23 protein-coding genes are annotated in these 26763 nt (G+C 70.9%); 14 read left to right on the plus strand and 9 right to left on the minus strand.

What is annotated here, in order from left to right; translation table 11 throughout:
- The first annotated feature begins 30 nt into the window (after positions 1-30).
- Entirely contained in the window at positions 31-771 is a 741-nt protein-coding gene (locus ABN273_RS11830; protein ID WP_349448756.1) for a GntR family transcriptional regulator, read from the plus strand.
- Here ABN273_RS11830 and ABN273_RS11835 read toward each other — a convergent pair.
- The 3 genes from ABN273_RS11835 to ABN273_RS11845 form a co-directional block, all read right to left on the minus strand.
- On the minus strand, positions 715-1362 hold the full coding sequence (locus ABN273_RS11835; protein WP_349448757.1) for a DedA family protein: 648 nt from the start codon (positions 1360-1362) through the stop codon (positions 715-717). The genes ABN273_RS11830 and ABN273_RS11835 overlap by 57 nt on opposite strands.
- A 64-nt stretch (positions 1363-1426) precedes the next feature.
- Complete coding sequence (locus tag ABN273_RS11840; protein WP_349448758.1) at positions 1427-2416, minus strand: aldo/keto reductase; 990 nt, start codon at positions 2414-2416, stop codon at positions 1427-1429.
- Positions 2417-2479: 63 nt separating this feature from the next.
- Entirely contained in the window at positions 2480-3424 is a 945-nt protein-coding gene (locus ABN273_RS11845; RefSeq protein ID WP_349448759.1) for a right-handed parallel beta-helix repeat-containing protein, read from the minus strand.
- Between the two features lie 152 nt (positions 3425-3576).
- On the opposite strand from ABN273_RS11845, the gene ABN273_RS11850 reads away from it, so the two are divergent.
- The 8 genes from ABN273_RS11850 to ABN273_RS11885 are packed head-to-tail and all read left to right on the plus strand — an operon-like array spanning position 3577 to position 13286.
- On the plus strand, positions 3577-5466 hold the full coding sequence (locus ABN273_RS11850) for a glycoside hydrolase family 127 protein (protein ID WP_349448760.1): 1890 nt from the start codon (positions 3577-3579) through the stop codon (positions 5464-5466).
- Between the two features lie 20 nt (positions 5467-5486).
- Positions 5487-7181 (plus strand): ABC transporter substrate-binding protein, encoded by a 1695-nt coding sequence (locus ABN273_RS11855; protein ID WP_349448761.1) that lies wholly within the window; start codon positions 5487-5489, stop codon positions 7179-7181.
- Positions 7182-8096 carry an ABC transporter permease gene (locus tag ABN273_RS11860; protein WP_349448762.1) on the plus strand — a complete coding sequence of 305 codons (915 nt, stop codon included), beginning with the start codon at positions 7182-7184 and terminating at the stop codon, positions 8094-8096.
- A complete protein-coding gene (locus tag ABN273_RS11865; protein ID WP_349448763.1) occupies positions 8096-9091 on the plus strand; it encodes an ABC transporter permease in 996 nt (331 codons plus the stop codon). Before ABN273_RS11860 ends, ABN273_RS11865 begins: the two co-directional genes overlap by 1 nt.
- Positions 9088-9888 carry an ABC transporter ATP-binding protein gene (locus tag ABN273_RS11870; protein WP_349448764.1) on the plus strand — a complete coding sequence of 267 codons (801 nt, stop codon included), beginning with the start codon at positions 9088-9090 and terminating at the stop codon, positions 9886-9888. The genes ABN273_RS11865 and ABN273_RS11870 overlap by 4 nt, the downstream gene beginning before the upstream one ends.
- A complete protein-coding gene (locus tag ABN273_RS11875) occupies positions 9885-10697 on the plus strand; it encodes an ATP-binding cassette domain-containing protein (protein WP_349448765.1) in 813 nt (270 codons plus the stop codon). Before ABN273_RS11870 ends, ABN273_RS11875 begins: the two co-directional genes overlap by 4 nt.
- A complete protein-coding gene (locus ABN273_RS11880; protein WP_349448766.1) occupies positions 10694-11968 on the plus strand; it encodes an alpha/beta fold hydrolase in 1275 nt (424 codons plus the stop codon). Before ABN273_RS11875 ends, ABN273_RS11880 begins: the two co-directional genes overlap by 4 nt.
- Positions 11961-13286, plus strand: coding sequence for an aminopeptidase P family protein (locus tag ABN273_RS11885; protein ID WP_349448767.1), 1326 nt, complete (start codon positions 11961-11963; stop codon positions 13284-13286). Before ABN273_RS11880 ends, ABN273_RS11885 begins: the two co-directional genes overlap by 8 nt.
- 101 nt (positions 13287-13387) lie before the next feature.
- On the opposite strand, the gene ABN273_RS11890 is transcribed toward ABN273_RS11885, so the two are convergent.
- The 3 genes from ABN273_RS11890 to ABN273_RS11900 all read right to left on the minus strand — a co-directional run bounded on the left by ABN273_RS11890 (position 13388) and on the right by ABN273_RS11900 (position 17208).
- Positions 13388-14206: an ACT domain-containing protein gene (locus tag ABN273_RS11890; RefSeq protein ID WP_349448768.1), complete on the minus strand. Its 819-nt coding sequence runs from the start codon at positions 14204-14206 to the stop codon at positions 13388-13390.
- Between the two features lie 98 nt (positions 14207-14304).
- Positions 14305-16386, minus strand: coding sequence for an alpha-galactosidase (locus tag ABN273_RS11895; RefSeq protein WP_349448769.1), 2082 nt, complete (start codon positions 16384-16386; stop codon positions 14305-14307).
- A gap of 123 nt (positions 16387-16509) precedes the next feature.
- A complete protein-coding gene (locus ABN273_RS11900) occupies positions 16510-17208 on the minus strand; it encodes a hypothetical protein (protein ID WP_349448770.1) in 699 nt (232 codons plus the stop codon).
- A gap of 130 nt (positions 17209-17338) precedes the next feature.
- Here ABN273_RS11900 and ABN273_RS11905 point away from each other — a divergent pair, with 130 nt between their 5' ends.
- The 3 genes from ABN273_RS11905 (at position 17339) to ABN273_RS11915 (ending at position 19906) form a co-directional block, all read left to right on the plus strand.
- Positions 17339-17923 carry a TetR/AcrR family transcriptional regulator gene (locus ABN273_RS11905; protein WP_349448771.1) on the plus strand — a complete coding sequence of 195 codons (585 nt, stop codon included), beginning with the start codon at positions 17339-17341 and terminating at the stop codon, positions 17921-17923.
- A gap of 213 nt (positions 17924-18136) precedes the next feature.
- Positions 18137-18460 carry an STAS domain-containing protein gene (locus ABN273_RS11910; RefSeq protein ID WP_349448772.1) on the plus strand — a complete coding sequence of 108 codons (324 nt, stop codon included), beginning with the start codon at positions 18137-18139 and terminating at the stop codon, positions 18458-18460.
- Positions 18461-18487: 27 nt separating this feature from the next.
- Positions 18488-19906, plus strand: coding sequence for an RNB domain-containing ribonuclease (locus ABN273_RS11915; protein ID WP_349448773.1), 1419 nt, complete (start codon positions 18488-18490; stop codon positions 19904-19906).
- Positions 19907-19957: 51 nt separating this feature from the next.
- Here the strand turns inward: ABN273_RS11915 and ABN273_RS11920 are convergent, their stop codons facing one another.
- The gene (locus ABN273_RS11920; protein ID WP_349448774.1) at positions 19958-20128 is read right to left on the minus strand and encodes a hypothetical protein; all 171 of its coding nucleotides are present in this window, start codon (positions 20126-20128) and stop codon (positions 19958-19960) included.
- 867 nt (positions 20129-20995) lie between these two features.
- On the opposite strand from ABN273_RS11920, the gene ABN273_RS11925 reads away from it, so the two are divergent.
- Positions 20996-21376: a hypothetical protein gene (locus tag ABN273_RS11925; RefSeq protein ID WP_349448775.1), complete on the plus strand. Its 381-nt coding sequence runs from the start codon at positions 20996-20998 to the stop codon at positions 21374-21376.
- 72 nt (positions 21377-21448) lie between these two features.
- On the opposite strand, the gene ABN273_RS11930 is transcribed toward ABN273_RS11925, so the two are convergent.
- On the minus strand, positions 21449-23254 hold the full coding sequence (locus tag ABN273_RS11930; protein ID WP_349448776.1) for an ABC transporter ATP-binding protein: 1806 nt from the start codon (positions 23252-23254) through the stop codon (positions 21449-21451).
- A 403-nt stretch (positions 23255-23657) separates the two neighbouring features.
- Between ABN273_RS11930 and ABN273_RS11935 the strand changes: the two genes are divergently transcribed.
- The gene (locus ABN273_RS11935; RefSeq protein WP_349448777.1) at positions 23658-23843 is read left to right on the plus strand and encodes a hypothetical protein; all 186 of its coding nucleotides are present in this window, start codon (positions 23658-23660) and stop codon (positions 23841-23843) included.
- Between the two features lie 177 nt (positions 23844-24020).
- On the opposite strand, the gene ABN273_RS11940 is transcribed toward ABN273_RS11935, so the two are convergent.
- Positions 24021-26756, minus strand: coding sequence for a DEAD/DEAH box helicase (locus ABN273_RS11940; RefSeq protein WP_349448778.1), 2736 nt, complete (start codon positions 26754-26756; stop codon positions 24021-24023).
- Between the last annotated feature and the right edge of the window lie 7 nt (positions 26757-26763).

Raw genomic sequence — 26763 nt, forward strand, 5'->3', positions numbered from 1 at the left:
GACATTCTGACCTGGGCTAAGCTGATCAGCATGACCGCGAACCTGGCCATCGACCTGGATCGATCCAGCCCCGTGCCGCTCTATTTCCAGGTCGCCGAGCAGATCGCCGAGGCGATCCGGCGAGGGGACCTGGCGCCCGGCTCCCGGCTCGACAACGAGATCCTGCTGGCCGACAAGCTGGGCCTGTCGCGGCCGACGATCCGCCAGGCCATCCAGTATCTCGTGGACAAGGGCCTGCTGGTGCGCAAGCGCGGCGTGGGCACACAGGTCGTGCACGGGCAGGTCAAGCGCTCGGTCGAGCTGACGAGCCTCTACGACGACCTGCGCAGGGCCGGCCAGGAGCCGGCCACGCAGGTGCTGGCCCTCGAGCCGCGCCAGGTCGCGGAGGAGGTCGCCCCCATCCTGGGCGTGGAGCCGGGCACCGAGGTCCTCTACCTCGAGCGCCTGCGGTTCGCGGCCGGGGAGCCGCTGGCGGTGCTGCACAACTGGCTGCCGCTCGGCCTGGCCCAGCTCACCACCGCCGACCTGGAGAGCCGCGGCCTGTACGAGCTGCTGCGCGCCGCGGGCGTGCGGATGCGGGTGGCCAACCAGCGCATCGGCGCGCGGGCCGCGACCCAGGCGGAGGCCAGGCTTCTGGAGGAGCGCCGCGGCGCGCCGCTGCTCACCATGCTCCGCACCACGTACGACGACCAGGGCCGGGCCGTCGAGCACGGCTCACACGTCTACCGGGCCTCGCACTACTCCCTCGAGGTCACCCTCATCGAGCGCTGAGGCGACCCGCCGCTTGAGGTAGAGCGTGGTGCAGATCCCGAACACCACGGCCACCCCGAGCCCCACCCAGGAGAAGCCCTTCAGCCATTTCTCGGCGACGAGCCCGAGATAGTAGATCACCGTGGTGGTGCCGCCCGCCCACACGATCCCGCCGAGCACGTTGGCGACGGCGAACTTCCAGTACGGCATGCGCAACGCTCCCGCCAGCGGCCCGGCGAGGATGCGCAGCAGCGCGATGAAGCGGCCGACGAAGACCGCCCACACGCCGAACCGCTGGAAGTACTGCTCGGCCTTGGCCACGTGCCGCGGGCCGAAGTGCTTGGGGAAGCGCCGCCCGAGCCGCTCGAACAGGGGCGCGCCGCCCCTGCGCCCGATCGCGTACCCGGCGGAGTCACCCACGATGGCTCCGGCGCTCGCGCACACGCCCACCCAGACCGGGTCCACCACGCCCTTGGCGGCCAGGATCGCGGAGCTGACCAGCACGATCTCGCCCGGCAGCGGGATGCCGAGGCTCTCGAACCCGATCACGAGCGCGACCATGGCGTAGAGCCATCCGGCCGGGATCGCCTCCAACCACACGTCGATATGCACGCGCGCAACCCTAGCGCCGCCACATCACCACAAGGACCGCCGTCGAGACCCTCCCGCCGGACGGTCAGCGTTCGCTGTCGAGCATGGCCAGCTGCGCCTCGTGGTAGCGCTCGCCCGCGGCCGCTCCCGCCGGGACGGCGGCCTCGATCGCCGCCAGGTCCTCCGCCGTCGGCGCCACGCCGAGGGCCCCCAGCGCCTCGGCGAGCCGCTCGCGCCGCCGCGCCCCGATGAGCGGGACGATGTCGCCGCCCTGGGCCAGCACCCAGGCGATGGCCAGCTGCGCGACCGTGACCTCCTTGGTCTCGGCCAGCGCGCGGAGCGCGTCCACCAGCGCCAGGTTGTGCGCGAGGTTGTCGCCGGAGAAGCGCGGACTGACGGCGCGGAAGTCCTGCTCGCCCAGCTCGCGGTCCTTGGACCAGTGCCCGCTGAGCAGGCCCCTGGACAGCACCCCGTACGCGGTCACCGCGATCCCGAGCTCGCGGCAGGCGGGCAGGATGTCCCGCTCGATCCCCCTGGACAGCAGGGAGTACTCGAGCTGCACGTCGGCGATCGGGTGCACGGCGTGTGCCCGCCGGATCGTCTCGGCCCCGGCCTCGGACAGTCCCACGTGGCGCACGTGCCCCTTCTCGACCTCCTCGGCGATGGCGCCGACGGTCTCCTCGATGGGCACATTCGGGTCCACGCGGGCGATCCGGTAGACGTCCACGTGGTCGGTGCCGAGCCGGCGCAGGGTGTAGGCGAGCGAGGTCTTGACGGCCGCCGGCCGGCCGTCGTAGCCGAGCCAGTTGCCGTCGTAGTCACGCTGCGCCCCGAACTTCACGCTGATCGTCACGTCGTCGCGCGAGCGGCCCTTGAGCGCCTCGCGGATGAGCAGCTCGTTGTGGCCCATCCCGTAGAAGTCGCCGGTGTCGAGCAGCGTGATGCCGGCGTCGAGGGCGGCGTGGACGGTGGCGATGGACTCGGACGCGTCGGCCGGCCCGTACAGGTCCGACATTCCCATGCAGCCCAGCCCGAGGTCGGACACGACCGGGCCGCCGGTTCCCAGAGTTCTCATGCGGCCAGTATGCCTGTTGGGCTGACAGATTTCAATTTTTGTCAGTCGTGGGCTCCGGCGGCGTCACAGCGGCCTCAGGGTGTTGTCCCAGAAGTTGTCCCGCACGACGGCGGCTTTGCGGCAGTCGGTCCACGCCCCGTACGCGCCGCCTTTGCCGGAGAAATTACGGCCGAAACGATTTCCGATCACGCGGTAGGCGCGGCTGCGGTCGCGCGGGCAATAGAGCGTGAACGCGCCGCCGGCGAGCAGGTTGTTCTCGACGAGCACATTGGCGTTGTTCGTGGGATGGCTGATGATCGCAGAGGTGCCGCCGGGCGCGTAAATCGTGTTGCGCATGATCCGGATATTGGAGCCGCCGGCGAGCTGGATGCCGTCGGCGTGCCCCGTGGCGCCCTCATAAAGGTCGTGGATATAGGAGTCGAGCACGCTGGTGGTGTCGTCGATGTCGAAGCCGTTCTCGCAGCCGTGGACGTTGAGCCGCCTGGCGGTCGTCCCGTACGAGCCGACGCCGGTGGTGTTGTGGTTGCGGCAGTCCACCTCGACGTCCTCCAGCAGCAGGCCGCCGCCCTTGTACGTCTCGATGAAGCTGCCGATGGCGTAGTGGCCGGTGCAGGTGACCTTGGAGCGGCGGATGGTCACGTTCGGCGCTTTGACGAGGACGCAGCCCCGGATGTCCTTGCCCTCGATCACCGCGCCCGCCTTGGCGACGGTGAGATCGCCGTTCACCACCTTTAATTTCGTCCCGGCCGGAACCCCGGTGTTCGTGGCGTCGGGATAGCCGCACCGGCTGGGTTTCAGTGCGCAATTGGCCGGCCGTGTGCTCGTATTCGGCGGGGCGGCCTGCGCGTTTCCGGTGAGGCCCAGATGTGTCGTGGAAATGATCAGCAGCAGCGCGGCGGCAGCGCGCGGATCGAATGGCATGATCGGCTCCGGTGAAGGCCGGCAATAGGGACGTCGCACACCATAGAACGCAGCCATCTCGATGGGCTCGAAAACACGATTTTCCATCTATGTGTAGACCGCTCCCCCACGTCCGGATCCATGGGCATCCGATGGTTTCGGTCCTGTTACGTTCGCAGACGCCCCATCGGTAACCCTTGGCAACACGGCTCCCAGAGACCTAAGGTGCAGTGCAATGCCACACATTACTGGGATGGTTCATGACGTCTAAGCAGGTCAAGCCCCTGGCCGGCGCCGTGCGCACCGCGTCGGGGGCCGTGCGGCCGGTGTCCGGAGTGCGCATCACCGGCGGTCTGCTCCACCACTGGCAGCGCCGCAACAGCACGGACACGATCCCGCACACGATCGAGCAGCTCCGCGCCGCGGGCAACGTGGCCAACCTGAGCCGCCTGCTGGAGCAGGACCCCGCCCCGTATCAGGGCCGGTACCCGTTCCTGGACACCGACCTGTACAAGACCCTCGAGGGCCTGGCGTACGAGCTGGGCGACGGCGACACGGCCACCAGGGAGTTCTTCGACGAGGTCGTCGGCCTGCTGGAGCGGGTCCAGGCCGAGGACGGCTACCTCAACTCCTTCTTCCAGGACCCGGCGGCGGCCAGGAAGCCGTGGGAGGACCTGACCTGGGGGCACGAGCTGTACAACCTGGGCCACCTGATCCAGGCCGCCGTCGCCGCCAACCGTAGGATGGGCGACGACCGGCTGCTGCGTGTGGCGGTGCGCTTCGCCGACCTGGTGCTGGACAGGTTCGGGGACAAGGGCATCTGCGGCCATCCCGAGGTCGAGATGGCGCTGGTCGAGCTGTTCAGGGAGACCGGCGAGCGCGGCTACCTGACCATGGCGGCGGCGTTCGTCGACCGCAGGGGCACGGGGCAGCTCGAGCACAAGATCTTCGCCGGCGACTACTTCCAGGACCACGTGCCCTTGCGCGAGCTGCCGTCGGTGACCGGGCACGCCGTGCGCATGGCGTACCTGGCGGCGGGCGCGGCCGACGTCTTCCTGGAGACCGGTGACCGGTCGCTGTTCGAGGCGCTGGAGCGGCTCTGGGACGACATGGTGGCGACCAAGCTGTACGTCACGGGCGGCCTGGGCAGCCGGCACTCCGACGAGGCCATCGGCGACAGGTACGAGCTGCCGTCCGAGCGCGCCTACAGCGAGACGTGCGCGGCCATCGCCGTCATGCAGTGGGCCTGGCGCATGTTCCTGGCCACCGGCGGCGCGAAGTACCTCGACGTGTTCGAGCGCGTGCTCTACAACGCCTACGCCGTGGGCCTGTCGGCGGACGGCAGGGCGTTCTTCTACGACAACCCGCTCCAGCGCCGCCCCGACCACGAGCAGCGCAGCGGCTCGGAGCCGGACGGCGAGCCGCTGCGCCGCGCCTGGTTCGGCTGCCCGTGCTGCCCGCCGAACATCGTGCGCTGGATGGCCCAGCTCGCCGACTATGTGGCGGCCGAGCGGGACGGCGCCGTGCTGATCGCCGCCTACACGGAGGCCAGGATCCAGACGGCCGAGCTGGAGCTGGCGATGCAGAGCGCGTACCCGTGGGACGGCGACGTGCGCATCGCCGTCGAGCGGGCCCCGGACGGGCCCTACGGGCTGGTGCTGCGGATCCCCGGCTGGGCCCGCAACGTGACGATCACCGTCAACGGCGAGCCCTGCGACGCGCCGGAGTCCGGCGGCTGGGTCACCCTGCACCGCGCCTGGTCGGCGGGCGACGAGGTGCGCCTCACCCTGCCCATGCCGGTCAGGGCGCACGGCTCGCACCCCTACCTCGACGCCACCAGGGGCGCGGCCAGCCTGGCCCGGGGGCCGCTCGTGTACTGCGTCGAGCAGCACGACAGCCCGCAGGCCGCGGTCGACGATCTGCTGGTCGGGGCCCATGACGCCGTCGGCGCGGACATCGAGCGGCGGGAGGAGGCCGTCGTGCTGCGCGTGGCCGCGAGCGCGGCGCCCCCGCCCGCCACCGAGCTCTACCCCGAGCTCCCCCTGGACGAGACGCTCCCGGAGACGAGGGTCGCGACGATCTTCGTCCCCTACTTCCTGTGGGGCAACCGCGGACCCCAAGCCATGCGGGTCTGGGTCAGAACCCCCTGAACCAACGGAAAGAAGGCAACATGAGGAGATCTGCGGCGCTCGCGAGCGTCACCATGACCGCCGTGCTGGCGCTCACCGCATGTGGCGGGGGCGGCGGCACGGCGGGCGCCGGCACGGGCACGGGCACCTCGAGCGGGCCGGACGCGCCCGCCGCGACCGGCGGCACCGTGCGCATCCTGGCCAAGGCGGACTTCTCCCACCTGGATCCGGTACGCGGCTGGGACGGCGGCGTCAACAACTTCTACCGGCTCATCTACCGGGGGCTGACGATGTTCGGCGCGGGTCCGGGCGCCGAGGGCACGAAGGTCGTGCCCGACCTGGCCACCGACACGGGCACCCCGTCCGACGGCGGCAAGACCTGGACGTTCAAACTGAAGGACAACCTGTTCTTCGAGGACGGCACGCCGATCAACAGCGAGGCCGTGAAGTTCGGCTTCTCCCGCACGTTCGACCCGGAGGCCGGGATCGGCTCGCCGTACGGGAAACTGCTGCTGGACGCGCCGAAGGACTACAAGGGCCCGTACCTGGACGGCGATCTGAAGACCATCGAGACGCCCGACGACAAGACGGTCGTCTTCCACCTGAAGAAGCCCTACGCCGACTTCCCGAGCGCGCTGGCGATGGTCAACTTCACGCCCTTCCCCAAGGGCACGGGGGCGGGCGCGGCGTTCGACACCAAGCCGATCGCGAGCGGGCCGTACAAAGTGGCGAGCTACCAGCGCGGCGCCTCGCTGAAGCTGGTACGCAACCCGCAGTGGAAGCGTGAGACCGACAGCGTGCGGGCGGCCAAGCCGGACGCGTTCGAGTGGACGTTCGGCCTGGACCCGGCCACGATCGACGAGCGCATGCTGGCCGGGCAGGGCACCGACACCGACGCCCTCGGCCCGTCGATCCAGGCGGCGACCGTGGCGCGGGTGCAGCAGCCGCAGATCAAGCAGCGCACGCTGTCCGGGCTCAACGGCTGCACCACGTACATGGGCCTGAACACCACCAAGAAGCCCCTGGACGACGTGCGGGTGCGCCAGGCGATCAACTACGCGATCAACAAGGACACCGTGGTCGCCGGGATGGGCGGCGGCGCCCTGGCCGCCAAGGGCACGTCGATCCAGCCGCCGACGATCGCGGGCCGAGTTGACTACGACTTGTACCCGCACAACCCCGAGGAGGCCAAGAAGCTGCTGGCCGAGGCCGGGCTGGCGGACGGGTTCTCCCTGACGCTCGACACCCGCCCGGACCCGAAGATGGCGGCGGTGGCGGTGGCGATCCAGGACGCGCTCAAGCAGGTGAAGATCGACGTCAAGATCAACAACATCGACACCTCGACGTTCTACGAGGTCATCGGCACGCCGGCGCAGCAGCACGACGCCGCCGTCACCGGCTGGTGCCCCGACTGGGCCTCCGGCGCGACGTTCCTGCCCCCGCTGTTCGACGGCCGCAACATCACGGCCAAGGGCAACTCGAACCTCGCGCAGATCAACGACAAGGGCATCAACAAGCGGATCGACGAGATCGCCGCGATGACGGACGTCAACCAGGCCAACGCGGCCTACGGCGAGCTGGACAAGGAGATCATGAAGCTGGCGCCGGTGGTGCCGCTGGCGTACGAGAAGCTCATCCTCCTCGTCGGCTCGAACATCGCGGGCGCCTACCAGTCCAACTCGTTCTCCGGCGGCATCGACCTGATCTCCGTCGGACTGGCGAAGCCGTCGAAGTAGATGACCGTCGCAGCTCTTTCCCCTGCCACGTCGGGCCGGCGGGTCGCGGACGCGCTGCTGCGTGATCGGGGCGCGGTGCTGAGCACCGCGTTCCTCACGCTGATCGTGCTGATGGCGATCTGCGCGCCGCTGATCAGCGCGATCACCGGCCACGGGCCCAACGACTTCGACACCGCCGCCGTCAACACCGACCTGGGCGGGGTGCCGCACGGGTCGCTCGGCGGCATCAGCGCCGACCACCTGCTGGGCGTCGAGCCGCAGAACGGCCGCGACATCCTGGCCCGCATCGCCTACGGCGCGCGCGTCTCACTGCTGATCGCGGCCGCCGCCACGGCGCTGACGACCCTGCTGGGCGTGGTGCTCGGCATGCTGGCCGGGTTCTACCAGGGCTGGGTGGACCAGGCGATCTGCCGGGTCATGGACTTCCTCATGGCCTTCCCTGCGCTCATCTTCATGATCGCGATCCTGTCGTCGCTGCCGCAGGGGAACCGGTCGGTGCTGCTGGTCGTGGTGATCAGCGTGTTCGGCTGGCCGTACCTGGCGCGGGTGGTGCGCGGGCAGACGATGACGCTGGTGAACAGGGAGTTCGTGGAGGCCGCCCGCGCATCGGGCGCCTCCACGGGCGCGCTGGTGTTCAAGGAGATCCTGCCGAACCTGCGCAGCTCGCTGATCGTGATGACCACCCTGGCCGTGCCCGGCTACGTCGGCACCGAAGCGGGGCTGTCGTTCCTCGGCGTCGGCGTGACGCCGCCGACGCCGTCGTGGGGTCAGATGATCGCCGGCTCGGTCGGCTGGTACGCCGTCGATCCGATGTACTTCGCGATCCCCGGCGCGTTCCTGTTCCTCACGGTGCTGTCGCTGACGGTGCTCGGCGACCGGCTGCGGGCCGCCCTCGACGCCGGGGAGGCCTCCTGATGGCGCGTTACCTGGCCGGACGGCTCGCCGGGGTGGTGCTGATCCTCTTCCTGGTGTGCCTGTTCACGTTCATCATCTTCTTCACGCTCTCGCCCGACCCGGCGGTGATGATCTGCGGGAAGACGTGCACGCCCGAGCGGATCGACCAGATCCGCGCCGTGCTGGGGCTGGACAAGCCGTTCCTGACGCAGTTCTTCACCTTCCTCGTCGGGATCTTCGCCGGGCGCGACTACGGCGAGGGCGCGAACCTGGTGCACTGCGCGGCCCCGTGCCTGGGCTACAGCTTCCAGACCAACCAGTCCGTGTGGGACATGGTGGTGGAGCGGCTGCCGGTCAGCGCCACGGTCGCGGTCGGTGCCGCGGTGCTGTGGCTGCTCATCGGGATCGTCGCGGGCCTGCTCAGCGCGGTCAAGGAGGGCACCTGGTGGGACCGCGCGGCCATGGGGCTGGCGCTGGGCGGCTCCAGCATCCCCAACTACGTGCTGGCGCTGGCGCTGCAGTACGTTCTGGTGGTGCAGTTGCAGGTGCTGCCGTTCCCCCAGGCGGTGGCGTTCGGCGACGATCCGGTGGTGTGGTTCCAGTCGTACCTGATGCCATGGGTCGTGCTGGCCACCGTCTACGCCTGCCTGTACGCGCGGCTGACCAGGGCGAACGTGATCGACACGCTGGCCGAGAACTTCATGCGCACGGCCAGGTCCAAGGGGCTGAGCCCGGCGCTGACCATGCGCAGGCACGCCCTGCGCCCGGCGCTGACGCCGATCGCCACGATCTTCGGCATGGACTTCGCGGCGCTGCTGGGCGGCGCGCTGATCACCGAGACGGTCTTCGGGCTGAACGGGGTCGGCAAGATGGCCGCCGACTCCATCGCCAAGAACGACCAGCCGGTGATCATGGCGGTGACGCTGCTGGCGGCGTTCTTCGTGGTGGTCGGGAACCTGGTGGTGGACCTCGTCTACACGAGGCTGGACCCGAGAGTGAGGATCACGGCGAAATGAGCGAACTGCTTGTCGTGGAGGACCTCACCGTCACCTTCCCGACCACGCGCGGCCCGGTGGACGTGGTCAAAGGCGTGTCCTTCACGGTCGGAGGTGACGAGACTGTCGGCATCGTCGGCGAGTCGGGCTCTGGCAAGTCCATGACCAGCCTGGCGGTCATGGGGCTGCTGCCCAAGGGCGCCCGCACCAGCGGGAGCATCCGGCTGGCCGGCGAGGAACTGCTCGGCCGCCCCGATCGGGACCTGCGGCGGCTGCGCGGCGAACGGATGTCGATGATCTTCCAGGACCCGCTGTCGTCCCTGAACCCGTACTACACGGTCGGCCTGCAGATCGAGGAGATGTACCGCGCCCACCGCGGCGGCTCCAGGAAGGCGGCCAGGAAGATCGCGATCGAGGCGCTCGAACAGGTGGGCCTGCCGGACGCGGAGCGGCGGGTGGACCACTACCCGCACCAGTTCTCCGGCGGGCAGCGGCAGCGCATCATGATCGCCATGGCTCTGGTCTGCTCCCCCGCGCTGCTGATCGCCGACGAGCCGACCACGGCGCTGGACGTGACCGTGCAGGCACAGATCCTGAAGCTGCTGGCCGGCCTGCGGCAGGAGAGCGGCATGGGCATGGTGTTCATCACGCACGACCTGGCCGTGATCAGCTCGATCGCCACCCGCGTCCTGGTGATGCGCCAGGGCGAGCCGGTCGAGTACGGCACGGCCGAGCAGGTGTTCGCCGAGCCGGCCCACGACTACACCCGGATGCTGCTGGAGAGCATTCCGCGCATCGACGATGAGGTGATCGCATGACGCTGCTGCGGGCCAAGGACCTGACCAAGCGGTTCGTCTCGCGTGGGCCGCTGGGCGCGAAGGCCGAGTTCACGGCGGTCGACCAGGTCAGCTTCGACGTACGCCTCGGCGAGACGCTGGCGGTGGTCGGCGAGTCCGGCAGCGGCAAGTCGACGACCGCCCGCATGATCGCCAAGCTGATGGACCCGAGCGAGGGCACGCTGGAGTTCGACGGCGCGGACGTCACCCGCGCCAAGGGGGCCGATCTGGCCCGCTTCCGCGCCAACGTCCAGGTCGTCTTCCAGGACCCGTTCTCCTCGCTCAACCCCCGCCACACGGTGGAGCGGATCCTGATGGCGCCGCTGGTCTACCAGGGCATCGCGCCCAACGGCAGCCGGCGGGCGCACGCCAAGGAGCTCATGGAGCGCGTCGGGCTGAACCCCGACCACTCCCTGCGCTACCCCGGGCAGTTCTCCGGCGGGCAGGCGCAGCGCATCGGCATCGCCCGCGCGCTGGCCGTCAACCCCAAGCTGGTGATCTGCGACGAGGCCGTCTCGGCGCTGGACGTGTCGGTGCAGGCGCAGGTGCTGGAGCTGCTGCGGCGGCTGCAGCGCGAGAGCGGCTTCAGCTACGTGTTCATCGCCCACGACCTGGCCGTCGTCCGGCAGATCGCCCAGCGGGTCGCGGTGATGAGCAAGGGGAAGATCGTCGAGCTGGGGGACACCGAGCAGGTGTTCGGCGATCCCCAGCACGAGTACACGCGGACGCTGCTGGCGGCCATCCCCCGCATCAACCCGGAGTGGGACCGCCGCAGGAGGGAGAGGCTGTGATCACCGCGACCTACACGATTCCCGGGATGCGGGTACGCGACCACGTCGTGGAGGTGCCGCTCGACTGGTCCGACCCCGAGGCCACGATCAGGGTGTTCGCCAGGGAGCTGGTGGATCCCACGCGGGACGGCGACGACCTGCCGTGCCTGCTCTACCTGCAGGGCGGCCCCGGCGGCAAGGGGCCGCGGCCGGTCGGCACGTCGGGCTGGCTCGGCAAGGCGCTGGAGACGTACCGGGTGATCCTGCTCGACCAGCGGGGCACGGGCCGCAGCTCGCGGATCGACGGGCGGGTGATGAGCGCGCTCGACCCGCAGGAGGGCGCCGACTACCTGGCCCGCTTCCGCGCGGACTCGATCGTGGCCGACGCCGAGCACCTGCGCAAGACCGTCTTCGGCGGCCGGCGCTGGTCGACGCTCGGGCAGAGCTACGGCGGCTTCCTGACGCTGACGTACCTGTCGAAGGCGCCCGAGGGCCTGAGCGCCTGCTACGTGGCGGGCGGACTGCCCTCCCTGGACCCCGACGCAGCCGAGGTCTACCGGCGCACTTATCCGCGGGTCGCGGCCAAGAACGCCGAGTTCTACCGCCGCTACCCGCACCACGTGGAGACCGTGGCCCGCCTGGCCGACCGGCTGGCCTACGGCGACGTGCTGCTGCCCGACGGCGACGTGCTGACCGTACGGCGGCTGCAGTCGCTGGGGATCGACTTCGGCATGAAGCCGGGCTACGAGCGCATGCACTGGCTGCTCGACGAATCCGCCGAGCTGCCCGAGACGTTCCTCCACCAGGTGCTGGCCCGCTCCTCCTACGCCGACAACCCGCTGTTCGCCGCGCTGCAGGAGAGCATCTACGGGTCCGGGCCCGGCGCGACGGCCTGGGCGGCGCAGGAGGAGCGCGCCCGGCACCCCGCCTTCGCCGAGGACGCCAGGCCGCTGCTGTTCACCGGCGAGATGATCTATCCCTGGATGTTCGAGGAGATCCGCGCGCTGCGCCCCTTCCGCCCCGCCGTCGAGCTCCTCGCCGCGCGCACCGACTGGCCCGTGCTGTACGACCTGGACCGTCTGGCGGCCAACGAGGTGCCGGTGGCGGCGGCCGTCTACTTCGACGACATGTACGTCGACTCCGGCCTGCAACTGGACACCGCCTCCCGGGTCGGCAACACGCAGGCCTGGGTCACCAACGAGTACGAGCACGACGGCATCGGCGAGGAACGGGTCTTCGCCCGGCTGACCGGCCTCGTGCGCGACATAGGAGGAGGAATCACCGGTGAGTGACGGCAAGCCCCCCAAACTGACCGAGATCCCCGCATTCGTCGACTACATCTCCCAGGGCTGGGACGCCCCCGCCCGCACCCCGGCGCTGGTGCCCGGCGCGGCCGAGGCCGCCGCCGCCCACCGGGAGCGGCTGGCCGCCGCGCTGCCCGGCAGGACCGTGGTGGTGAAGGCGGGCCGGGCACCCGTACGCAGCAACGACACCGCCTACGACTTCCGCGTGGACAGCGACTTCTACTGGCTCACCGGCTGCGCCGTGGAGAACGCCGTGGCCGTGATCGCCGACGGCGCCGCCACCCTCTACCTGCCGCCGCCCGCCCGCCCCGGCGAGACCGGCTTCTTCGCCGACGCGGCGTACGGGGAGCTGTGGGTGGGCCCGTCCCCGTCCCTCGCCGAGTGGTCGGCGGCGCTGGGCGTCGACGTGCGGCCGCTGAGCGACTTCACGGACTCCCCCGAGCCGCAGGACGACCTTCCACGCGTGCTGGCCGAGCTCCGCATGATCAAGGACGAGTGGGAGATCGGCCGGCTCCGCGAGGCCGTGGACCGGACGGTCGAGGGCTTCGCGGCGGTGCTGGCCGAGGTCCCGGCGGCCGTCGAGGGGGCGGGCGAGCGGTGGCTGCAGGGCACATTCGACCGTTACGCCAGGGCGTACGGCAACGGCCCCGGCTACCCCACCATCGTCGGCAGCGGCCCGCACGCCCCCACGCTGCACTGGGTGCGCTGCGACGGCCCCGTCCTGCCCGGCGACCTGCTGCTGCTCGACATGGGCGTGGAGGTACGCAGCCACTACACCGCTGACGTCACCCGGACCTTCCCCGTCTCGGGCGCCTTCTCCCCGGCCCAGCGGCAGGTGCACGACCTGGTGGAGAAGGCGCACCGGGCGGGCATGGCGCAGGTCGGCCCCGGCCGCCGCTTCACCGACTTCCACCACGCGGCCATGGAGGTCATCGCGCGCGGGCTGGACGACTGGGGGCTGCTGCCGGTCTCGGTGGACGAGGCCCTGTCGGACCACGGCCAGCACCACCGCCGCTACCTGATCTGCGGCATCGGCCACCACCTGGGCCTGGACGTGCACGACTGCGCCCAGTCCCGCCCCGAGGCGTACCAGGGGGCCGTCATGGAGCCCGGAATGGTGCTCACCGTCGAGCCCGGGCTGTACTTCCACGCCCACGACCGCACGGTCCCGCCGGAGCTGCGCGGGCTCGGCGTGCGGATCGAGGACGACCTGCTGGTCACCGCGTCCGGCACGGAGATCCTTTCCGACGCCCTGCCCATCGACGCGAGCGGCCTGGAACGCTGGGCCAAGGAGGCGACCACGTGACCCATCGGCCGTGATGGAGGCGAGCGGCGGTGCGGGCGCCGCTCCGGCCGCGGGCCCCGAACACCGTCACCGCCTCCCGGGTTGCGCACGGCGGCACGCGCTCACTCAGAGGCGCTGTAGCGGGCCTGGCGGACGGCGGCCGTGAGAGCGGCGGCGCGGGCGGCCTCGGTCGGCGTGAACGGCAGTTCCGGCCGCCGGATCAGCAGGGCGCGGTCCGGGTTGACGGAGATCACCATGGTGGTGTTGAGCTCGGCCCCCTCGTCCACCGTGTCGCCGGGCCGCCGCCACTCGACCTGCGACACCCGCAGCAGCTCCGCCATCGCCTCAGGCAACCGGTCCGGATCCGCGCTCACCCGCTGCGCCAGGACGAGGGCCTGCACGCCGGGATCGGTGAGGTCCTTGACCTGGGCGGGCACGATCACCACGTCGTGCCCGCCCGCCTCGGTCAGCGCCCCGGCCAGCGCGTCGAGCGCCAGCCCCGGCGGCGCCTCGATGACGAACTCGTCCAGCGCGTCACACCCGGCGGGCGTGATGGCGCTGCTGCCGGTCGGCGCGATGTGCAGCGCCAGGATGTTGCAGCCCAGCCGCCCGAACGCTCCCGCCACGGTGGCGAGCCGGCCCGGCCGCTCCACCACCCGCATGCGGATGCGCCACAGCACCATGGGCGAGCCCGCGCCGCCCTCCACGGGCAGCGGGGCAGGCTTCCGTACCGTCCTGCGGCTCAGCCGCCTGTGCAGCGCGGCTCCGGCGATCAACGCCGCCCCCAGCCCGACCAGCACGACCGGACCCGGTTCGTGGTGGCCGAGCAGGGTCGCGAGCAGGTGCGCCAGGCCGACCGCGAGGAACAGCGCGGCCAGCTCGGCGATCTCCCGCCGCCAGGAGCGCCGGTTTCCGTCCAACTCCTTGGGTGCATCGCTCATGCCGCCCAGTGTGTCCGCGGCTTGTTACCCGAGCACGAACGGCGCGGTTGCGGCGGCATTAAACCGCCTTCACCGCATGACCCTTACGTGACCCGGCTTCAGACCTTCTCGACCTCGATGACGAGCGCCGTGGCGGGCCGCAGAGCCGGGGCGGGCAGTCCCAGCTCGCCCAGGACCGCGCCGGACAGCCGCACCGGGCCGGCCATCCACTGCGGTGTCGTCCACTGCGGCATGTTCGACGCGGGGGTCTTGGGCACGGCGACGCGCACCTCGTACGTGCCGGCCGGGTCGAGCCCCGGCAGGCGCAGCGGCGCGGGGCCGATGGAGACCCTCGAGGTGAGCTGGACGAACGCGAACACCCCGCGCTCGGGCAGCACCACCCCGTGCAGCAGCGCCGTCGGGTCGGGGTGGTCGGCCCGCACCACGCGCCCCGAGTGCAGCACCGGGCGCAGCCGCTTGTGCAGCGCGATCCACTCGGCCAGCTCCTCCAGCTCCGCCTCGCTCGCCGAGGTCAGGTCCCACTCCACGCCCATGTGCCCGAACAGCGCGGTCGCGGCGCGGAAGGCCAGCGGCAGCGAGCGCCCCGTGCAGTGGTCCTGCGGGGCGCCGACGTGGCTGCCCATCCGCTCCGGCGGCACGAGCAGCCCGGTCCAGCGCTGGATCGCCTGCCGGTCGAGCGCGTCGTTGGAGTCGGACGTCCACACCCGGTCGGTGCGGGCGAGCACCCCGTAGTCGATGCGCGCGCCGCCCGACGAGCAGGACTCGATCTCCAGCTTGGGGTGGCGGGCGCGCAGCTCGTCCAGCAGCCGGTACGCGGCCAGCGTCTGCGCGTGCACTCCAGGCACGCCGTCGTGCACGGGCTCGGCGATGTCGCGGTTGTGGTCCCACTTGATGTAGTCGAGCTCGTACTCGCCGACCAGGCTGTCCAGGCGCTCGAGCAGATAGTCGTACGCCTCGGGCTTGGCCAGGTCGAGCACCTGCTGGTTGCGCTGCGGCGGCGGCATGCGCCCAGCCTGGCCGAGGACCCAGTCGGGGTGCGCGCGCAGCAGGTCGGAGTCCGGGTTGACCATCTCGGGCTCGAACCACAGCCCGAACTGCATGCCGAGCTTGCGCACGTGCTCGGCCAGCGGGTGCAGGCCGTTCGGCCACACGCCCTCATCGACGTACCAGTCGCCGAGCCCGGCCCGGTCGTCGCGGCGGTGGCGGAACCAGCCGTCGTCGAGCACGAACCGCTCGATGCCGGCCGCCGCGGCCTTGTCCGCCAGCTCCAGCAGCCGGTCGAGGCCGTGGTCGAAGTAGGTGGCCTCCCAGTTGTTCAGCGTGACGGGCCGGACCGGCAGCGGCCGGGCGGCGCGCAGGTGGTCGTGGAGCCGGGCGCTCGCCTCGTCCAGGCCGCTGCCCGACCAGGTGAAGTACACCAGCGGCGTGCGGTAGCTCTCCCCCTCGTCCAGCACGATCTCGCCGGGCTCGAGCAGCTCGCCCGCCGCCAGCAGCGCCGGGCCCTCGGGCACCCGCTCGGCGTAGTGGATGTGGTTGCCGCTCCAGCCCGCGTGCACCGCCCATACTTCACCGCTGCCGAACCCGAACCCGGCGGTCCCGGCCACCAGCAGCCCCGTGCCGTCGTGCCCGGTCCGTCCGCGCCGGTTCTCCCTGGACCACACGCCCTGGGCGAACGCCGTGCGCTGGGGCACCTTCTCCAGCGCCCACCGCCCGGTGAAGTCCAGCAGCTCGCCGGCGCGCGCCGGCACCGGCAGGGCGCAGGTCAACCCCTCCAGCCGGTACGGCGTCGCGGCGGTGTTCGTGACCGTGTGCCGCAACGTCACCAGCCCGCCGGCGTCCATGGCCAGCTCGCTCACGAGCTCCAGCCCCGCCCTGGCGTCGGAGGCCACGACGGTCACCGTGCCTCCCCGGCCGGGCGTGGCGTCCACGTCGAGCCGGTCCAGCGTCCACCGCACCGGCCAGTGCTCGCCTGCCCGGCCTCCCGACAGGCCCGGCCGGCCGTACCAGCTGTCTCCCTGGGCGGGCAGCAGCGGCAGCGCCGGGGTCAGGGACGCGAGCGCGGGCAACAGGTCGGACCCGGCGGCGGGCCCGAGGTCGGCGCCGAAGTGGCGCACCTGCGGCAGCCCCGACCCGTCGAGGACGAGGGCACTGCCTGCGGCGGAAAGGATGAGGGGTGTCAAGTCAGGCTCCTCACTCAGCAAACGCTGGTCGATACGACGCGAACCTACAGGAATGAGGCACTTGCCCTGATCACGGGGCCCGCCCCTCTGGAGGGGCGTATGGCGGCTTGCCGTAGCCGGAGGTCAACCGAGCTCGTGCGCGCCGCCCAGGACGACGCGCAGGTCGTTCTGCGTGGGCGGTTTCGTCCACGTGAGCCCGGGACCGCCGGCGGCGATCAGGCGCGGCGCGACGTCCCGCAGCAGCGCCTCCGCCGTGGCGTCCGGCTGCTTCTCGCGGGCCTCCCGGTAGCGGTCGAGCAGCCTGGCCAGGTCCAGCATCATGGTGTTGGCCTCGCCGGTGGCGACCTGCAACGCTCCAACCGCCTCGTCGGCGGACCAGGCGCCCTCGGGGCAGACGACCTCGCGCACCGCCTCGGCGAAGCGGGCCCGGTCCATGCCGTCCACCTCGCCGTCCAGCCAGTCCTGGCGCAGGTGCAGCACCCCGGGCCGCTCCACCGCCGCGAGCTGGGCGACCAGGGTGGTGACCGCGCCCTGCGGATCGTGCAGGGCCGCGTCCCCGCTGGCCGCGAAGGCGTCGGCGAGCAGGTGCAGGGAGATCAGCCGGGGCGGCTCGTACGTCATGAGCACCCCGCGCCACACCCCTGCCCGCAGCGGGTAGGCCCGCAGGCCCTCCATGAACGCGGGCTCGGCCTCGGCCGGGATACCGAGGTCCACGTCCATCTCGAACGTGTCGTCGGCGCCCCCGCCGACCGGGTCACGGCGGAGCCACCAGACCACCACGCCCACCACGACGGCGGCCAGCACTGCGACTGCGATCCACACGATGTTGTTTGCTTTCCCCTCGTACCTGACAGCGGTAGCAGCGTAGTGTCACCGACCCCGATTAAGTGGCATTTATCCGCATAAGATCCGCAGCATCACGCATAGCCATTCGCCTGACAGAATTGGAAAGGTGACAGACGGCATCCTGACGGCGGAACAGATCCTCACGGCGGCCCAAGACGTCCTGCGCCGCTACGGTCCCGCCAAGGCGACGGTCGTCGACGTCGCACGGGCGCTCGGCGTCAGCCACGGCAGCGTCTACCGGCACTTCCCCAGCAAGACGGCCCTGCGCGAGGCCGTCACCCAGCGCTGGCTGGAGGAGTCGCACGCCGAGCTGGGCATCGTCCTGGCCTCCGACGCCCCGGCCCCCGTACGGCTGCGCGAATGGCTGGGCGCCCTGTTCCGCGCCAAGCGCAAGAAGGCGCTCGGCGACCCCGAGCTGTTCGCCACGTACACGGTGCTGGTGAGCGAGTCCAGCAAGGTCATCGACCGGCACATCGCCGACCTGGTCGGCCAGATCCGGCAGATCGTCGAGGCCGGCGTCGCGCGGGGCGAGTTCGCCGCGCCCGACCCGGCCGCCGCGGCCCGCGCCGTCTTCGACGCCTCCGTCCGCTTCCACAACCCGGCGCACGCCGCCGACTGGAGCCTGCCGGACATCGAGGATGCCTTCGCCGCATTGTGCGATCTCATCCTTCGCGGACTGGAACCCCGCTGATGGCGTGATGTTTCTACATCTAGGTGACCACAATTGTTTTCCTGAGGATTCCTCTTGTCCTCCTGCATCACCGTTCACGCCTGACCGGACATGTACACTGAGAGTCAACCACCGTCGCACTGAGTGACGAGTCATGGCATCTGGTGCCCAAGGCAAGGGCTGGCCCGCGCAACCGGCAGGAGGTTCCCGGCCCTGACAGAGCGCGGAGCCTCAATGGAGCCACTTCACCTGACCACCAGCCACCGCAACGGGACCCTGACCGTCAGCGTGTCCGGAGAGCTCGACATCGCCACCACCGAGCAACTGCGCGGCTACCTGCTCGAACTGCTGCGAGAGGCGGCGAGCGCCCGGCGCGGGCAAGCCACGCTCGTCGTCGAGGTGAGCGGGCTCACCTTCATCGACGCGGCCGGGATCGGCACCCTGGTCTCGGTCCGCAACCACGCCGTGCGCCAGCGCATGCCGATGCGCCTCGCGGGCGTCCCGCCGACGATGCGGCGGCTGCTGCGGATCACCGGCCTGGAGGGCCATCTCACCTGACCGCCCTTCGCCTGTAGGTTGTCAGGCGTGATCCAGGTTCCTGATCAGATACCCCTGAAGCTCGAAGACGGGTTCGAGCGCGTCAGGCGGGAGCTCGGCCTGCCGGGCGACTTCCCCAGCGCCGTGCTCAACGAGGCCGCATGGGTGGCGCAAGTGCCCCGGCTCGACGCCAAGGACCTGTCCGACGTTCCGTTCGTCACCATCGACCCGCCCGGCTCGATGGACCTCGACCAGGCCGTCCACCTGGAACGGCTGCGCGGCGGCTACCGCGTCTGGTACGCGATCGCCGACGTCGGCGCGTTCGTGCGGCCCGGCGGCGTCATCGACGCCGAGGCCCGCGCCAGGGGCGAGACCGTCTACCTGCCCGCGGGCAAGGTGCCGCTGCACCCCAGGGTCCTGTCGGAGGACGCGGCCAGCCTGCTGCCAGGCGCGCTGCGCCCGGCCGCGGTGTGGCGGATCGACCTCGACGCCGACGGCCGCACGATCGGCGCCGACGTGCAGCGCGCGCTCGTCCGCAGCCGCGAGCGCCTCGACTACGCCTACGTGCAGGCGGCCGTCGACACGGGCACCGCCGACGGCGTGCTGGGGCTGCTGGCCGAGATCGGCCGCCTCCGGCTGGCCCTCGAGCGCGAACGCGGCGGCGTCACCCTGCCCACCCCCGAGCAAGAGGTGGTCCCCGACGCCGACGGCGCCTACCGGCTGGAGTTCCGGCTGCCGCTGCCCGCCGAGGCGTGGAACGCGCAGATCTCGCTGCTGACCGGCATGGCCGCGGCGGCGATGATGCTCGACGCCGAGATCGGCATCCTGCGCGTGCTGCCCCGGCCGCACGGCGACGACCTGGCGAAGGTCCGCAGGGTGGCCCGTGCGCTGGACGTGCCGTGGCCCGACGGATCCTCCTACGGCGCCGTGGTGCACGACCTGGACCCGAAGAACGCGCAGCAGGCGGCGTTCCTGCACGAGTCGAAGGTGCTGCTGCGCGGCGCGGGCTATGTGGCCTTCGACGGCGCGCCGCCCAAACTGGCCGAGCACGCGGCGGTGGCGGCGCCGTACACGCACGTCACGGCGCCGCTGCGGCGCCTGGCCGACCGGTACGCGACGGAGGTGTGCCTGGCCGTCGCGGCCGGCGAGCCGGTGCCGTCCGACATCCGTGCGGCACTCCCGGGCCTGCCCGGCATCATGACCACGACCGGTCGGCGGGCCGGGGCGGTGGAGCGGGCATGCGTGGACCTGGTGGAGGCGTTCCTGCTGCGGGAGCGGATCGGGCAGGCGTTCGAGGTGGTGGTGATCGACGTGGACGAGCGGCGCGGGGGCGGACAGGTGCAGCTCTCCGACCCGGCGGTGATCGCCCGCTGCGACGGCCCGCTCCCCCTGGGAGAGCAGGTCACGGTACGCCTGACGCAGGCGGACCCGGCGACCCGCGAGGTCCGCTTCACGCTGGCGACCTGACCCGTGAAGAAGCCGCGCGCGGACGCCCCGCGCGCGGCTCCCGAGCAGGTGTCACTTCTTCAGCGGGGTCCACCCCGCGCCCACACCCATCAGGTGCAGCGCAACACAGAGCAGCCCGGCGGTGCCGAGCGTGGTGACCGTGATCACGCTGCCGACGGCGAGGCCGGCGATCTCGAAGATGAGCGCGAGCACGAACAGCAGAGCGGCGACGAGGGCGAACATGGCTACCTCCGAACAGGCCGGCCCGGACGCCGCGACACCCGAGGGGACTGGCCTCGGCGGGTGCGTCCGAGGATGTCTCTGACATGGGGATTTCCATCGCCATCGGCCGAAAAACTCCCCCGAAGGTGACGATGTGTGAGCGTCCGACAACAAGATCTTGACCGACCGGTCAGTTCACATCCGTGGTGGACCCCGCCGCGGGCCGGCCGTCATCACGGTAAAGAGTTGCCGGTGCCTCAGGTCACGCCCGCCACCACAGAGCGGAGGCATGGTCTACCTCCGCATCACCTGACGGGCCGGCCTGGAGATCGGAATGGCGCAGATAATTCGACGTCGCCTTTTCCTCCGGCGTCCGCGGGACGGCCGGGCCGCTTTACCCGCATTCGGCTTTTGACCGGGAGAACCGGTTGCCAGACAGGGGAGACGGCAGAAAACTCCGCCGCCCGCGGGGAGGACCGTTCCGCAATATGACCGTGCATGTCAGGGGCATAGCAGAGCGTAGTTGAATACCCTCCAGCCATTCTTGAAACGCGCTTCAGCGCAATCTCTGGCTGCCGAGACTTTTGCCTCTGCCGGATGACTCCGACCACCCCCGCAATTAGCTTGAAAGTGATCCCCGGGCCATATCGATGGTCTGCATGCGACCGATACGGCCTTCCGAGTCCGGGCATCGCCCGGAGTTCATCGCAAGAGGTGGTCTCATGAGCAAGACCCGCACCCTTCTCGCCGCTTGCGCGATGACGGCCACGGCTGTCGTCGCCCCTGAGGCCGTTGTCGTCCCTTCGGCGGCATCGGCTCAGGCTGCCACCGCGACCCAGCACATCATCGATCCCGGTAACGGAGGCGGAGGCGGCGGCGGCGGAGGCAATGGAGGCGGCGGCGGCGGAGGCGGCGGACGTAACGGCGGCGGCGGAGGCGGCGGAGGCGGCGGCAACAACAACGATAACGGCGGCGGAGGCGGCGGAGGCGGCGGAGGCAACGGTGGCGGAGGCGGCGGCGGAGGCGGCGGACGTAACGGCGGCGGAGGCGGCGGCGGAGGCGGCGGCAACGGTGGCGGAGGCGGCGGCGGTGGCGGCGGCGGTATCCGCGATGGCGGCGGCGGCGGAGGCGGCGGAGGCGGCGGCGGTCAGATCAAGAAGAAGAAGAAGCGCGGTGGCGGCGGCGGCGGTGGCGGCGGCGGTGGCGGCGGCGGTGGCGGTGGCGGCGGCGGTGGCGGCGGTGGCGGCGGCGGTGGGCGTCGGTGACTGACCCATCACCCGTAGAACAAAGGGGGCCGCACCGAGTCTCGGTGCGGCCCTCTCACCATGCGCGCCGGGTCGGTCATGTGGCACGGGAGTGGGTCAGCGGGTGCGACCGGGCACGTGCGACGCGCTTCAGGCGGATGCGGTCCGGGGGCCGGGGCACGGGCGACAGCTCCACCACGCGCGCGCCCTCCGGCACGTGCCGCAGGTCGTGGGTGATCAGGAGCGTGGTCCGGCCGGCCATGAGCTGCCACAGCGGCTGCATGACCTGCTCGGCCGTGGCCTCGTCCAGCCCGGTCACGGGCTCGTCGAGCACCAGCACCGGCGAGTCGCGCAGGATGGCCCTGGCGATCGCGATCCGCTGCCGCTGCCCGCCGGACAGCAGCCGGCCCCGCTGCCCCACCGGGGTGTCGTACCCCTGGGGCAGCGCCTTGACAAACTCGTGCACGCCGGCCGCCCGCGCCGCCCTGATGACCTCGTCCAGCGAGGCGTCAGGCCGCCCGTAGGTGATGTTGTCGCGTACCGATCCCGAGAACAGCAGCGTCTCCTGGTGCAGGATCGTGATGTTCTCGCGCAGCGACTCCCGTGTCAGACCCCGGATGTCGGCCCCGTCCAGCAGGATGCGGCCGGCGTCCGGGTCGTAGAACCGCAGCAGCAGCTTGACCAGTGTGGACTTGCCGGCCCCGCTGGGCCCGGCCAGGACGACGACCTCGCCGGGCGAGGCGGTGAACGTCATGTCCCGCAGCACCTGCCGGCCCCGCCTCGGGTACGTGAACCCGACCCGGTCGAACTCGACCAGGCCCCGGCTCCTGCCCAGGGACACGGCGTCGGCGGCGTCGGTGACGGCCGGCCTGGCCCGCAGGATCTCGATGACCCGGTCGGACCCCGCGGCCGCCTCGGACACCGTCAGCGCCAGCTCGCCCAGCGCCTGCACCGCCGGGTACAGCAGTGCCAGGTACGCCGCAAAGGCCAGCAGGCCGCCCAGGGTCAACCGGCCGGCGGCGATCTCCCAGGCGCCGAACCCGAGGATGACGATCAGGCAGACGGTCTCGATGATCTGGACGGCGGGGCCGTACAGGCTGGACAGCCAGGCCTGCGCCATGTTGGCGCGCAGCCACGTGCGGCCCTCCCCGTGCAGGCGCCGCGACTCGGTCCGCTGCCGGTTGTAGGCCTGCACAAGTGGCTGGTTGGCCAGCCCTTCCTCCAGGACGCTGTTCATGGCCCCGTTGCTGTGGCGCTCGCGCGCCGCGGCGGTCCTGAACCTGGTCGCGAACACCTTGGAGACCACCAGGAACAGCGGGATCAGCGCCATCGTGACGAGCGCGAGGTCCCAGCGGATGAAGAAGGCCGCCCCGGCGAAGAACACCACGCTGGCGCCGGTGGTGAGCGCCTTGACCAGCCCGGACCCGACGAGCTCCTCGATGGCCTCGATGTCGTCGGTCAGCCGTGCCATCAGGTCGCCGAGGCGCCGGTTCTCCGAGAAGTCCGGCGCCAGCGTCTGCAGGTGCGCGTACACCCGGTCACGCAGGGCCAGCAGGAACCGTTCCGCGCCCAGCGCGGTGACGTACGTCGCCGCGAAGGACGTCACCCCGGCGATCGCGGCGAGCCCGAGCCAGGCGGACGCCGGAACCCAGAACTCGTCCAGTTGCCGGGTGGCGAGCACCTGGTCGGTGATGTGACCGAACAGGCGGATGGCGGCGACCTCGCAGAGCGCGGCCAGCAGGGCGAACCCGACACCGGCCGCGAACAGCCGCCGCAAACCGCGGGTGTCCGGCCAGAACTCGCGGAAAGTCCGGCGAATGGAAATCGCCGGTGCGAGTTCGCGGCCGGAGACAGTCAATGAGAGCCGGCGGCTGTGCCGCCGGCCCTCACGGGTGTTCGACACCCTCACCTAGCACCCCCACCACCATCTGCGGCAGCACCCGTCCGACCACTTACGGCGACAGCAACGCCGGCGGCGGTGACAGCCCCAACCCTGCTTGAAGTCGATGCGTGCGAGCTGAGTGCCAGCCATGATTCCTCCCCCGTTTGGTGACTTGCACAAATCGCACGTTATCACCTGATTTGCGATAAAGCAGCAGAGTTCGACAATTCAAAAGAGACTTGACCAGTAAAACCAGAAGGCAACGGCCATTCGGCGCGGCCGTTAAATCACTTGCAAACGAACACAACCGCTGATCGGAGTAACGGAAATGCTAAGGATGCTACTAAGAACTGGTTCCAAGGATGTATTTCACTCGATACTTTGGTCCGATGGATCGGAGGGCTCCGGCCGGGATCATTGACGCATGGCATTCATCGGCGTTGTTCTCATGATCCAGGGCTTCGGCGGCCTCGTCGCCCAGCACGTCTTCGGCCGCAACTTCGGCCTGCTCCACCACTGGCTCCAGGGCACCGCACTGACCACCGTGAGCGTCATGGTGGGCATCGCGGGCCTGGCACTGACGATCTCCGGCGTCCGCAAGGAGTCCTAGCGCCGGGCTCTGGCCCGATGACGCCGGCGCCGGTCCGACCAGCGCAGGATGCCGGACCCTCGGCGCCCGCCCCGGCGCTGTGGCGATGCCGGCGCCGGGCGGCCAGCGCGGCCAGGACCGTCCAGACCGCGCTTCGGCTGCTTATAGTGCTTGTGCCCGGGTCTGGGCAATGTCTACTCAGGTGAGCGAAGAGTAGGCCACCACGCCGCGACGCATCGCGTCGATCGCCTTGCCCGCCGTCTGCCTGATCTTGCTGCCGTCCGGAGCCGCGTTGCCGAGCTGGCTGAGCAGGTCCATGAGCTGCTTGATCCACCGCACGAAGTCGCCGGCCGCCAGCTCGTTGCCGTTGATGCCGTCCATGAGCACGGCGTCGAGGCTGTGCCCCTTCGTCCAGCGGAACGCCGCCCAGGCGAACCCCAGATCGGGCTCCCTGATCGTGGACAGCCCGTGGTCGGACTCGATGCCCTCCAGCTCGCCCCACAGCCGGATCATCGCCGTCAGCGCGTCCTTCGTGCTCCCGGCGGGGACCTTCGGACGGCGCGCGTCGTCGGACGCGCGCGACTCGAACACCAGCGCCGACACGCACGCCGCCAGCTCGGCCGGGTCGAGCTCCTCCCACAGGCCCTTGCGCAGGCACTCGGCGGTCAGCAGGTCGAGCTCGGTGTAGATGCGGCCCAGGCGGCGGCCCTCGTCGGTGACGGTCTCGCCCTCCAGGTAACCCAGCTGCTCCAGCACCGAGCAGATGCGGTCGAACGTACGCGAGATGACGTGCGAGCGGCCCTCGACGCGGCGGCGCAGCCCTTCGGTGTCACGCAGCAGCTTGTAGTAGCGCTCGGCCCAGCGGGCGTGGTCCTCGCGCTCGTCGCAGCCGTGGCACGCGTGCTGGCGTATGCGCCGGCGCAGCTCGTTGACCTCCTCGTCCTCCACCGTGTGGTCGCGCGCCCTGACCGGCTTGCCCAGGTCGCGGTCGCCGATCTTGGCGAGCAGCGTGGAGACGAGGTTGGCACGCTCCTTGGGCGAGCGGCCGTTGAAGTTCTTCGGGATGCGCAGCTTCTCGATGGGCTCGACCGGGACCGGGAAGTCGGCCGCGTCGAGCTTCTTCACCTGCTTGCCGATGGTCAGCACGAGCGGGCTCGGCCCGGTGCCGGCGGCCCGGCCGCGCGGGTTGCGGCCGGGGTCGAGCACGATCGCCAGCCCCGCCCGGCGCCCGCCGGGCACCCGGATGACGTCGCCCGGCTCCAGCGCCTCCAGCGACCGCACGGCGGCCGCCCGGCGGGCCGCGCCGCGCTGCCTGGCGAGCTCGGCCTCCCGGTCGGAGAGCCGGCGGCGCAGCTCCGCGTACTCGGGGAAGTCGCCCAGGTGGCACGTCATCGCCTCCTGGTAGCCCTCCAGGGCGTCCTCGTGCTTGCGCAGCTGCTTGGCCAGCCCCACGACCGCCCGGTCCGCCTGGAACTGCGCGAACGACTCCTCAAGCAGCGTCCTGGCCCGCTCCCTGCCGAACTGGCCGACGAGGTTGACCGCCATGTTGTAGGAGGGCTGGAAGCTGGAGCGCAGCGGGTAGGTGCGCGTCCCGGCCAGGCCCGCCACCGACAGCGGATCCATGCCCGGCTGCCACAGCACCACCGCGTGGCCCTCGACGTCGATCCCCCGCCGCCCGGCCCGCCCGGTGAGCTGGGTGTATTCGCCGGGCGTCAGGTCGGCGTGGGTCTCGCCGTTCCACTTGTCGAGCTTCTCGATCACCACGCTGCGGGCCGGCATGTTGATGCCCAAGGCGAGCGTCTCGGTCGCGAAGACGGCCTTGACCAGGCCGCGCGTGAACAGCTCCTCCACGACCTCCTTGAACGCCGGCAGCATCCCCGCGTGATGCGCGGCCAGCCCGCGCTCCAGGCAGTCACGCCACTCCAGGTAGCCCAGGACGGCCAGGTCCTCATCGGGCAGATGCGCGGTGCGCTCGTCCACGAGCTGCCGGATCTCGTGCCGCTCACGGTCGGAGGTGAGCCGGATCCCGGCGTACAGGCACTGCTGGACGGCGGCGCCGCACCCGGCGCGGGAGAAGATGAACGTGATCGCCGGCAGCAGCCCCTCGGCGTCGAGCTTCTCGATCACCTGCACCCGGTCCGGCGGGCGCGAGCGCTGCGGCCTGCCGTAGCCGCGCCTGCCGCGACCTGCCATCAACCGCTCGGCGTCGCGCGTAACCCGCATCAGCGTGGGGTTGATGCGCAGCGTCAGGTCGTCGTTCATGAACATGTCGTAGAGGCGGTTGCCGACCATCATGTGCTGCCACAGCGGCACCGGCCGGTGCTCGTCGACGATCACCGTGGTGTCGCCGCGCACCTCGCCCAGCCACTCGCCGAACTCCTCGGCGTTGCTCACCGTCGCCGACAACGCCACCAGGCGCACCGACTCCGGCAGGTGGATGATCACCTCTTCCCAGACCGCGCCGCGGAACCGATCGGCCAGGTAGTGGACCTCGTCCATGACCGCGAACCCGAGACCGCCCAGCGTCGCGGACCCGGCATACAGCATGTTGCGCAGCACCTCGGTGGTCATGACCACGATGGGGGCGTCGCCGTTCACGCTGTTGTCGCCGGTCAGCAGGCCGACCTTGGCGGTGCCATACCGTTTGACCAGGTCGTTGTACTTCTGGTTGGACAACGCCTTGATGGGGGTGGTGTAGAAGCACTTGCGGCCCTGCTCCAAGGCCAGGTGTACGGCGAACTCGCCGACGACCGTCTTGCCCGACCCCGTGGGCGCCGCAACCAGCACACCGTCGCCGGCCTCCAGGGCGCGGCAGGCGTCCAGCTGGAAGTCGTCCAGCTCGAAGTCGTAGAGACCTCGGAACGATCTCAGCGCGGCCTCGTCGTCCCCGTGTCTCTGACGGAAGGCCGCATAGCGTTCCGCTGGCGTTGTCATACCCGCC

Source organism: Nonomuraea sp. B19D2, from assembly GCF_040137845.1.
Taxonomy (GTDB): Bacteria; Actinomycetota; Actinomycetes; order Streptosporangiales; family Streptosporangiaceae; genus Nonomuraea.

What these genes read in the sequence shown, in the direction of transcription:
- ABN273_RS11830 (WP_349448756.1), top strand. Translation starts at nt 31, where the DNA reads ATGACCGCGAACCTGGCCATCGACCTGGATCGATCCAGCCCCGTGCCG.
- ABN273_RS11840 (WP_349448758.1), bottom strand. Translation starts at nt 2,416, where the DNA reads ATGAGAACTCTGGGAACCGGCGGCCCGGTCGTGTCCGACCTCGGGCTG.
- ABN273_RS11845 (WP_349448759.1), bottom strand. Translation starts at nt 3,424, where the DNA reads ATGGAAAATCGTGTTTTCGAGCCCATCGAGATGGCTGCGTTCTATGGT.
- ABN273_RS11850 (WP_349448760.1), top strand. Translation starts at nt 3,577, where the DNA reads ATGACGTCTAAGCAGGTCAAGCCCCTGGCCGGCGCCGTGCGCACCGCG.
- ABN273_RS11855 (WP_349448761.1), top strand. Translation starts at nt 5,487, where the DNA reads ATGAGGAGATCTGCGGCGCTCGCGAGCGTCACCATGACCGCCGTGCTG.
- ABN273_RS11860 (WP_349448762.1), top strand. Translation starts at nt 7,182, where the DNA reads ATGACCGTCGCAGCTCTTTCCCCTGCCACGTCGGGCCGGCGGGTCGCG.
- ABN273_RS11865 (WP_349448763.1), top strand. Translation starts at nt 8,096, where the DNA reads ATGGCGCGTTACCTGGCCGGACGGCTCGCCGGGGTGGTGCTGATCCTC.
- ABN273_RS11870 (WP_349448764.1), top strand. Translation starts at nt 9,088, where the DNA reads ATGAGCGAACTGCTTGTCGTGGAGGACCTCACCGTCACCTTCCCGACC.
- ABN273_RS11875 (WP_349448765.1), top strand. Translation starts at nt 9,885, where the DNA reads ATGACGCTGCTGCGGGCCAAGGACCTGACCAAGCGGTTCGTCTCGCGT.
- ABN273_RS11890 (WP_349448768.1), bottom strand. Translation starts at nt 14,206, where the DNA reads ATGAGCGATGCACCCAAGGAGTTGGACGGAAACCGGCGCTCCTGGCGG.
- ABN273_RS11910 (WP_349448772.1), top strand. Translation starts at nt 18,137, where the DNA reads ATGGAGCCACTTCACCTGACCACCAGCCACCGCAACGGGACCCTGACC.
- ABN273_RS11920 (WP_349448774.1), bottom strand. Translation starts at nt 20,128, where the DNA reads ATGTTCGCCCTCGTCGCCGCTCTGCTGTTCGTGCTCGCGCTCATCTTC.
- ABN273_RS11925 (WP_349448775.1), top strand. Translation starts at nt 20,996, where the DNA reads ATGGAGGCGGCGGCGGCGGAGGCGGCGGACGTAACGGCGGCGGCGGAG.
- ABN273_RS11935 (WP_349448777.1), top strand. Translation starts at nt 23,658, where the DNA reads ATGGCATTCATCGGCGTTGTTCTCATGATCCAGGGCTTCGGCGGCCTC.
- ABN273_RS11940 (WP_349448778.1), bottom strand. Translation starts at nt 26,756, where the DNA reads ATGACAACGCCAGCGGAACGCTATGCGGCCTTCCGTCAGAGACACGGG.